This is a genomic window from Gluconobacter sp., assembly GCF_047723935.1.
GTDB lineage: Bacteria > Pseudomonadota > Alphaproteobacteria > Acetobacterales > Acetobacteraceae > Gluconobacter.
In genome coordinates, this window is sequence record NZ_JBDOBO010000030.1 from 21,004 (window position 1) to 29,693 (window position 8,690).

Sequence of the window (8,690 nt, forward strand, 5' to 3'; positions counted from 1 at the left end):
TTTCAAAAAAGCGCATTCGGATGGAGGTGGTTGCATGGAAAGTCGAAACCCGCCATCCACAATGTCTATGCGCCTGTCTTCTTTTCCCCTGACCCGCCTCGGCCAGTGGCTTGCTGTTCTGCTGCCGCTGACACTCACGCATCTCAGAGGGCTGGCGGAAGCAGACCTCGATATTCTTGCCGTTCTGCTGTTGGTGCAGTCTGCACGAACGCGGCAATGGGACTGGGCAAGAGAGCCCTGGGTCATCGCGACCTTCTGTTGGTGGGGCTGGCAGGTTTTGTGCACAGTCTGGGTCTCGCCCGGTCATGGGGCACTGGGCCAGTCTCTGGCGGCCATCCGCTTTCCGCTGGCGGCCGCAGCGCTGGGCTGCTGGCTGTTGCGCGATGACGTCTGGCGCAGAAGAGCGCTCTGGGTCACGTGTGGATGCGGGCTTTACATTGCATTCCAGATTATGGTTCAGGCGGCGTTCGGGCGAAATCTGTTCGGCGTGCCGCGCTTCCATGATGGCACTCTCACAGGCCCTTACACGCACCCCCGTGCCGCTGCCCCGCTGTCACGTCTTATTCTGCCGATGCTGATGCTTGGTTGTACTTTGATCGAGGGGTGGAAAAGTCGTTGGTCCCGCACTCTGGGGCTTTGCGCTGCGACGGTTCTTGCCGTGGCCGTCATGGTCCTCGCGGGGCAGAGAATGCCATTCGCGCTGTCGCTGTTCGGAATTGGCATCTGCGCGCTTCTGTATCGGCCGATGCGTCCAGCCGCGCTGGTTGCTGCGGCAATGATGCCGCTTCTGATCTTTGCCGCAAGTGCATTGTCGCCCGGCAGCTTCTCACATCTCGTTGTCCTTGCCCGCCAGCAGTTGACGCATTTCAGCCAGTCTCCTTACGGCGAGATTTACACCCATGCTGTGGTGATGGCGCAGGAACATCCTTTGCTGGGGCAGGGCTATGACGCCTATCGCCATCACTGTGATGACCCGGCGACGTTCCACGGTCTGTCGTGGCTTTCCATGGCAACGCCAGAAAAAGGCTGGCGGGATCTCTGTGTTCAGCATCCGCACAATCATTATCTTCAGGCTCTGGTAAATGCCGGCATTCCGGGCCTGATCCTGTTTGTGCTGATGGTGGCCTGCTGGCTTAAGGCGCTCTGGCCGGGACGGCAGGGTTCAGCCATTGCAATCGGTCTTTTTGCTGCGGTCTTCATTCAGGAATGGCCCATCGCGTCCTCTTCGGATTTCATGAATCTGCCATTGGGTGGATGGGGATTTTTGATGTTCGGTCTGGGGTTGGCCTATCGCAACGGCTTTCAAGACACGGCGCGCGGGCCTATATCGTAAGCAGATTACGGAGGCACCCCCCATGTCCAGCACCAGTGATCCGGCACGCGCCGGAACCGTTCCCGTTACTGTTCTGACCGGCTTTCTTGGCGCCGGTAAAACCACCCTGCTTAACCATATCCTGACTGCTGAGCACGGCCGAAAATATGCCGTGGTCGTCAATGAGTTTGGCGAGCTTGGCGTGGACAACGACCTCGTGGTGGATGCCGACGAGGAAGTGTTCGAAATGAACAACGGCTGCATCTGCTGCACCGTGCGTGGCGATCTGATCCGCATTCTCGGTGGGTTGCTGCGTCGTCGTGGTCGTTTTGACGGGATCATCGTCGAGACGACCGGCCTTGCCGATCCGGCCCCCGTCGCACAGACATTCTTCGTGGACGAGAACATTCGTGAGAAGGCCCGTCTTGATGCTGTCGTGACAGTTGTTGATGCCTTCAACATCATGCAGACGCTGGACGAAAGCCCGGAAGCGATCAGTCAGCTCGCATTTGCGGATGTGATCGTTCTGAACAAGACCGATCTTGCCGATGAAGAGCGCCGCAAGGAAATCGTCGCCCGCATCCGCCAGATCAATGCGGTGGCTGAAATTCACGAAGCCCAGCATGGTGGTGTGAAGCTGACGGACATTCTGGATCGTGGCGGCTTCGACCTTCAGCGTGCCCTGTCCACGATGCCGGACTTTCTGGAAAACGATCATCACTCCCATGAAGAGGGCATCGTCAGCATTTCCCTCTCTGTGAAGGAGCTGATTGACCAGCGCCGCTTTCAGGCGTGGATTGGCGCAATCTTGCAGGAGCAGGGTGGCGATATCCTGCGCTCCAAAGGCATTCTGCACTTCAAGGGTGAAGATCAGCGCTTTGCGTTTCAGGCCGTGCACATGATGGCAGACGGTGATTTCATCGGCCCCTACCGTGAGGGAGAAAGCCGGGATTCTCGTTTGGTTTTCATCGGCCGTAACCTGAACCGTCCGCAGCTCCGTCGCGGCTTTGAAAGCTGCATCGCGGAATGACACGGGACATCATTGAAGATCGCGGCGCAGAACGCCGCTTCGAAAGCCCGATCATCGGTGTCGTGTCATCCCGTGATGGCAAGACGCTGGCTGCGGCCACCGCAGACGGTGAGATCATTCTCATTCCGCGCGACCAGATGAATACGCTTGGCGCCTGGACAGTTCTGCCGGTTCATGACGGGGCGCTGTGCCTGTCACAGGACAGCCTGCCGGATGCATTTCTGACGGGCGGCGAGGACGGAAAGCTTGTTCGCACCTATGCCGACGGCCGGACAGAGGTTCTGAGTGAGGGGCGCCGTTGGGTGGATTGCATTGCGTCTTCTACCACACATTTCGCGTTTTCGGCTGGCCGGGAGCTTGAAGTCCGGGCGGCTGAAGGTACGACAACGCTCAAGAAGCTGGATCATCCGTCATCTGTGACGGGCATTGTTTTTGATGCCAAGGGCAAGCGCGTTGCGGCCTCGCATTACAACGGTGCGTCTGTCTGGTTCGTGCAGGCCAAGGTCGATACGGTGCGCCCGTTCGAATGGAAAGGCAGCCATATTGGCATTGCCATCCATCCGGGTGGGGAAGCGCTGGTCACGTCCATGCAGGAAAACGATCTGCATGGCTGGCGTCTGGCCGATGGGCACAACATGCGCATGAGCGGCTATCCCAAGCAGGTGCGGTCCATGGCGTTTACGCGCAATGGCCGTTGGCTGGCGACGGCCGGGGCGGATGCCATTGTGCTGTGGCCGTTCTTCGGTGGCGGCCCGATGGGCAAGGCCCCGTCCGAACTGGCCCGTCTTCCGGGGCTGTTTGTCAGTGCTGTTTGCCCGAACCCGAAGGAAGACATCATTGCGGCCGGCTACGAAGACGGGACTGTTCTTCTGGCTGAGATCGGGGGTGGGGACCAGCGTGTGCTGCCTCTCTGCTCAGGCCAGAAAGCTGCCCGTGGCAAGGTGACGTCCGTGTCCTTTACCCCGCAGGGCGGGGCTATCATCTTCGGAACGGAAGATGGAACAGTTGGTGTTGTGGACTTGTCCGCTGCAAGTTGAGCGTCGGTTCAGACCGTCATGAAAAGGAGGCCTTCGGGCCTCCTTTTTTGCGTTCAGGCTGTGAAAAACTGGCTCAGCCCCATCCCACGCAAACCCCGGCGATAGGCGATGGAACTGCGATCTGCCATCACATGCGCCTCAAGGTTGGGGTCAAGAGGCAGGTTTTCCGGCTTCTGCGCCTCAACAATCTGACGGTCTTCTTCAAAGACACGACGATTGAATTCGTAAACATCCTCAACGGAGCCAGTCGTATCGAAATTCCGGCAGATTGGCGCGAACATGCGTGTCACACGAGCCGAAACCGGTGAGGCTGCATTCATGATGACGAGCCTGCCATCGTTCGGGAAGTGGATTTCCAGCGTTGCCGTGAAGGGTAGAAAAACCCGGAAATGCCGGAGCCATTCGAAGTCTGCAAACTCTTCAACTCCCAGAAGCCCGTGCGGAAAATTGGAAACGTTGCTGCGATATTCAGCCTCAAACCCCGTTTCCGTTAGCTTGGGTGAATAGGATGAAACGATCGGGTTTTCAGGGTCTGCAAAAGTCTCGGTGTGGACGAAAGCGAAATGCGCAACGTCAATAAAGCCTTCGACCTGACGTCCTGCGAAGCCCTTGATGTCGATGGACGGGCAAGTGATCTGCTGGAAGGCCGGATCGTCCCAGTGTGGCATCGGTGGGAGATTGATTTCTCCTTCAGGGCGCAGGCACGTCCAGATGAGGCCGAACCGCTCTACAACAGGGTAGGTCTTCAGGTGGAGTTTCGGCGGAATCTTGCTGTCTGGATGCGCAGGGACACGCACGCAACGGCCATCCTGACCAAACCGGAAACCATGATAGGCACAGGCAATCGTCTCGCCGTTTCCATTGCCCATGCTCAATGGCACACCACGATGAGGGCACAGATCATCGGCAACGACGATATCATCTCCAGAGCGGTAAATGACGAGAGGTGCATCCAGCAGCACCGCCCCAAGCGGGCGCTCCCCGAGTTCACGGGAGAGGGCGACCGGGTACCAGGACTTGGCAAGGATCTGCCAGTCTGCGGGTTCGAACGTGCAGTTCCGTGGCAGGTCAACGGATGCAGGAGAGAGGCTGGCGCAGGCTGCGGTCATGGAAGGGTCCCCGCGGGCTTAAGAAGGATCTCGCAAATCATTTCATGGATAGGGTGTTCTCGGATATAGCATAAATATGCTTATAGCGTTCTAATAATGAGGCATTGTAGTCTGGCTGTATTGTCTCGATTGGCTAAATACGGCACATATGGAACGATATCGGAATGAGGTGCCTTATGCACAGACCATCTTTTCCACCTCATTTGCAGACGCTCATCATGTTCCTGGAATATCGCGCCTGGGCTGACAGCCTGGCATACGACGCTCTGCTCAAGTTACCGCAGTCGGAGATTGTGAAACCGCGGCAGACAACGTTCAGCACCCTTTTGGGCACGTTGAACCATGTCTATGTCGTTGACGACATTTTCCGCCATCATCTTCAGGGTCAGGATCATGGGTATCGGTCACGTCAGACCGATCAGATACCTGATCTCGAGACGCTCTGGCAGGCAACACAATCCATGAACGAGTGGTATCTGGCTGCCGTGCAACAATGGAGCGTGGACGATCTGAACTGTCCGGTTTCATTTACATTTATTGACGGACAGCCCGGGCGGATGACCCGTGAGCAGATCATTTTTCATGTCGTCAATCACGCTACTTATCACCGTGGTTTTGTGGGCGACATGCTCAAGCAGATCCCGGAGAACTGGCCATCCAATGACCTGACGGTGTTTCTCCGGGATGAGGATCAGCGGTCTGTGTGACCAAGATCCTGCTCAGGCGCGATGACGTCCCGGACACGCTGTTTGAGCTCTTTGGGGCCAGGAAATCCCCCATCGCGCTTGCGTTCCCAGACGAGCACGTCATCAACATGAATTTCAAAGCGGCCGCCAGTATCAGGGATCAGGGCGACTTCCCCGAGAGCCTGCCCAAACGTGGAGAGCAGTTCCTGAGCCATCCACCCAGACCGCAGAAGCCAGTTGCATTGCGTGCAATATCGGATTGAGACGCGCGGTGCTGTGGAGGACATGTCTTTTCTCCCGGGGTGAAGCGTTGAGGAGCATCATTGCACAGCACGGTAACTCTGCCATCTGTCAGATGTGTCTTCAGGGATGACGTGCAACGGTCATAAAGAAACACTTTCCTCCGACAGGAAGAGAACATTATGAAAGTGGATCATCTTTTCCATTTTGCGAGACCCTGCACCGCATGATTTCTTCTGTTCGCCTGCCTGTTGCGCTTCTGATGTGCGCTACTCTGCTCTCAGCTTGTGAAGCACCCTCTCGGCAGCCTTTGCCGGAAACCGCAGCACCGGATGTCCGGCTTGTTCTGCCGCCTCCGCCGGGGGTGGGAAGTGCTGCACAGGCGGATGATGACAGGGTTTTTCATGAGACGCGCGCCTTGAAAGATACGCCGCGCTGGGCGCTGGCGCAGAAAGATGCAGATCTGGAAGTGCCGCATCTGGTTCGCGATTTTTCCTGCGCCGTTGGTTACACGCTGGATCTGGCCAAAGCGCCGCATCTGGCCAGCGTCCTGAAGCGGATGGAAAATCCCATCATCCACCGGACCTCTGAAGCCAAGCATTACTGGCATCGGACGCGTCCGTTTGTTGGTACGAACCTCCCGATCTGCACCTCGCCCGAGGGCTTGGGCCTTCATTCCTCATATCCGTCCGGCCACACGACGGCAGGATATGGCATGGCGCTTGTGCTGGCCCACCTGATGCCTGAACATGCCACCATGCTCCTGCAGCGTGGGCGTGTTTTTGGTGAGAGCCGGATTGTCTGTGGAGCGCACTGGAAATCAGACGTGCAGGCTGGCTTTTTGAATGCATCGTCTGAAATGGATGCGCTTCTTGCTGCTCCGGAACTGCAGGATGATCTTGCTGCGGCCCGCGAAGAACTGCGTGCCATGAAGGCTACGGCGCCTGCACCAGATGCTGCTGACTGTGCTGCAGAAGCAGACGCTGCTGCACATTCCATTCTGTCTGAATGATAAAATCCGGCCAAGGGCTTGAAGTCCTACGGCCGGATTGTTTTTGAAGTTCTGTCACGCGGCCACCCTGTTTTAGGGTGGCTGTTTTCAGTTTTGTGCCTGAAGAACAGAGACTTCAGTGGGCTGCTGGTCGATGTATGGGCCGCCAGCAACGATTTCTACGGCAAGAAGAGACATGCCGTGCGGTACAGGGCTGGAACCAAGATCGAGTTCGGCATCGCCGAGTGTCCAGCGAGTGGCGGTGTTGTCTTTGTCAGCCCAGCCTAGAAGCTCGGATGCTTCCAGATGAGATGTGATCCTGCGTGTGCTTTCCGAGGCATACAGGGTGATGTCCCCAACCAGCACGCCCAGTTCACGACGGTCATCCACATATGGCCCGATGGCGTCAGATGGTTTTGCCGTTCTCGAAACAAGGCGCACACTGCCCACGTTTGACGGCAGCATGAAGATCGCACGGCCATTGCTCTCACGGGACTGACGGATCATTTTGCCTGCCGGTGTGATCAGATGCAGGTCCGGGTCTGTTACGATCGTTTTGACGTCACGAACGTCTGCAAGGCCGAGGTCCACCGCGCGTTGGGCAAGAGCGTGATGGATGGGCTCAACCTTGTCACGGCTGACGGTCAGCGGTGCAGCGGCATCTGCTTCCCATGTTCGTACAGGGCTGCTCAGGCTGACGACGGCATTGTCCTGCGTGAAGCCATCACGGTTGCCTGTGTTGAGATAGCTCTCGGTCAGCATTCCGTCCGAGGTAAGGACAGAATGCACATCCGTCTCGATGTGGAAGTAATCGTAGGATGTGATCGCGGTATCGTAAATAATGCTGCGGCCATTCACGAGCATACGGGCCGGGATCAGGCCGCTATCAATGAACAGGCTATGCTCTGGTGTCACCAGAAGGTCTTTGGATGGAACGCCCTGTGCAATCGCATTCTTGCAGATGCGAACCGGATAACCCGCGACATCCGGGGCCAGCCCTTGACGGACAATGGCATGCTTCCGACCGACCCAAACGACCGGGCGAATCTGTTCTCCCTCGGGCGTCCAAGCGAGAACTTCAGCGCCGATTTGGATGTCCTGAACGGGCATGTCACCGGTCGTGGTGCGGATCATCGTATCCGCGAGGAAGCAGACTTCTGCTCCCTTATCCAGCGAGATGATTGTCTTGCCATTTCCGTCTGGGGAGAAATGGGCGTGATACTGGGAGTAATCGCCTACGAGCTTGATGGTGTAGGATGCCTTGCCCTGTGTCACGGTCAGGACGTTATCGACGATCTTGGCTGCTGTATTGCCCTTATAATCCAGGGTGCCGATGTCGATCTGGCCACCGGGAACAAGCATCGTATCGGTGATGCTTCCGCCTTGAATGACAAGAGATCCGCCAGACGAAATTGTCGTCCCGCTTGCGATGCCCTTACTTCCGACAACGATGTTGCCTCCAGCATTGACGATCGTGTTGACGGCGCGGCCACCACTCGAAACATTCAGTCTCGCGGCAGCGCCCGAAACAGTCGCACCTGAGGCAACGGCATTCTGGCTGATGGTCTCAACGCCACCCGCCTGAATACGATCACGAACTGTCGTGCCTCCAGTCGCAGCTACTGTGCCGCCAGAGGTCACGGTGTTGGCCGTTGCCGTTCCCGATGTCAGGGTCTGCTTGCCGCCGCTTTGAATGGACGCATTGAAGCTCGAACCACCGAAGATGAACTGATTGCCATTGCTTGCAACGGTGTTGCTGGCAACGCCTCCCTTGTTGACGGTCTGACCTGCTCCTCTGGTGGCAATTGTGCCGGTCGCGGTTCCGCCGGAATAGATGACCTCTTCCGTATCGGGGACTGTGAGAATGGAACTGATGGTCTTGCCACCAGAGTAAACCTGCAGGTGACCACCTGCCGTGACTGTTGTGTCGATGGCTATGCCACCGGATTGCACGACGAGGTAGTCATTCTTTCCTGAAATATAGAGTCCACTGACGGTCGTATTATGCTGTCTACGTGTCAGTCCATTATGGCAAGGATCAGGATATCGGGAAGGAGTTCTATGGTTCACTATGATGTCTTTTCTTGGGGAAAGACGCGGTTGCGTCCATAATGAATGCCACTGGGTCAATCAAAGATATTTTTGATTACGGGCATGTGGAGTTGTTATTGCCTTGAGGCTCCTGAATCCGTCTTCTTTTCAGGCACGGCGGTTCAATGGCATGTTCAGATTTTAAAAACAATAAGAAGTTTTGTTTTTTGTATCTTTATGTGAAATTTTTTTTC

Annotated in this window: 8 protein-coding genes; 5 read left to right on the forward strand and 3 right to left on the reverse strand. The window is 56.6% G+C overall.

Translation table 11 applies throughout. The features are described 5' to 3' along the window. Window positions 1-34: 34 nt before the first annotated feature. The 3 genes from ABF979_RS10590 to ABF979_RS10600 are packed head-to-tail and all read left to right on the forward strand — an operon-like array spanning window position 35 to window position 3,379. Window positions 35-1,333, forward strand: coding sequence for an O-antigen ligase family protein (locus tag ABF979_RS10590; protein WP_415559668.1), 1,299 nt, complete (start codon window positions 35-37; stop codon window positions 1,331-1,333). Between the two features lie 22 nt (window positions 1,334-1,355). Further along, on the forward strand, window positions 1,356-2,342 hold the full coding sequence (locus ABF979_RS10595; RefSeq protein ID WP_202206366.1) for a CobW family GTP-binding protein: 987 nt from the start codon (window positions 1,356-1,358) through the stop codon (window positions 2,340-2,342). Continuing rightward, complete coding sequence (locus tag ABF979_RS10600) at window positions 2,339-3,379, forward strand: WD40 repeat domain-containing protein (RefSeq protein WP_415559671.1); 1,041 nt, start codon at window positions 2,339-2,341, stop codon at window positions 3,377-3,379. The genes ABF979_RS10595 and ABF979_RS10600 overlap by 4 nt, the downstream gene beginning before the upstream one ends. Before the next feature lie 53 nt (window positions 3,380-3,432). Here the strand turns inward: ABF979_RS10600 and ABF979_RS10605 are convergent, their stop codons facing one another. Next, window positions 3,433-4,488 carry a Rieske 2Fe-2S domain-containing protein gene (locus ABF979_RS10605; RefSeq protein WP_415559673.1) on the reverse strand — a complete coding sequence of 352 codons (1,056 nt, stop codon included), beginning with the start codon at window positions 4,486-4,488 and terminating at the stop codon, window positions 3,433-3,435. A 176-nt stretch (window positions 4,489-4,664) separates the two neighbouring features. On the opposite strand from ABF979_RS10605, the gene ABF979_RS10610 reads away from it, so the two are divergent. After that, window positions 4,665-5,195 carry a DinB family protein gene (locus ABF979_RS10610; RefSeq protein WP_415559675.1) on the forward strand — a complete coding sequence of 177 codons (531 nt, stop codon included), beginning with the start codon at window positions 4,665-4,667 and terminating at the stop codon, window positions 5,193-5,195. Here the strand turns inward: ABF979_RS10610 and ABF979_RS10615 are convergent. Beyond that, entirely contained in the window at window positions 5,180-5,461 is a 282-nt protein-coding gene (locus tag ABF979_RS10615) for a SelT/SelW/SelH family protein (protein WP_063904605.1), read from the reverse strand. The genes ABF979_RS10610 and ABF979_RS10615 overlap by 16 nt on opposite strands. Window positions 5,462-5,640: 179 nt before the next feature. On the opposite strand from ABF979_RS10615, the gene ABF979_RS10620 reads away from it, so the two are divergent. Next, on the forward strand, window positions 5,641-6,426 hold the full coding sequence (locus ABF979_RS10620; protein ID WP_215749100.1) for an acid phosphatase: 786 nt from the start codon (window positions 5,641-5,643) through the stop codon (window positions 6,424-6,426). A gap of 87 nt (window positions 6,427-6,513) precedes the next feature. Here ABF979_RS10620 and ABF979_RS10625 read toward each other — a convergent pair whose 3' ends face one another. Beyond that, entirely contained in the window at window positions 6,514-8,475 is a 1,962-nt protein-coding gene (locus tag ABF979_RS10625) for a Hint domain-containing protein (protein ID WP_415559677.1), read from the reverse strand. Window positions 8,476-8,690: the final 215 nt, after the last annotated feature.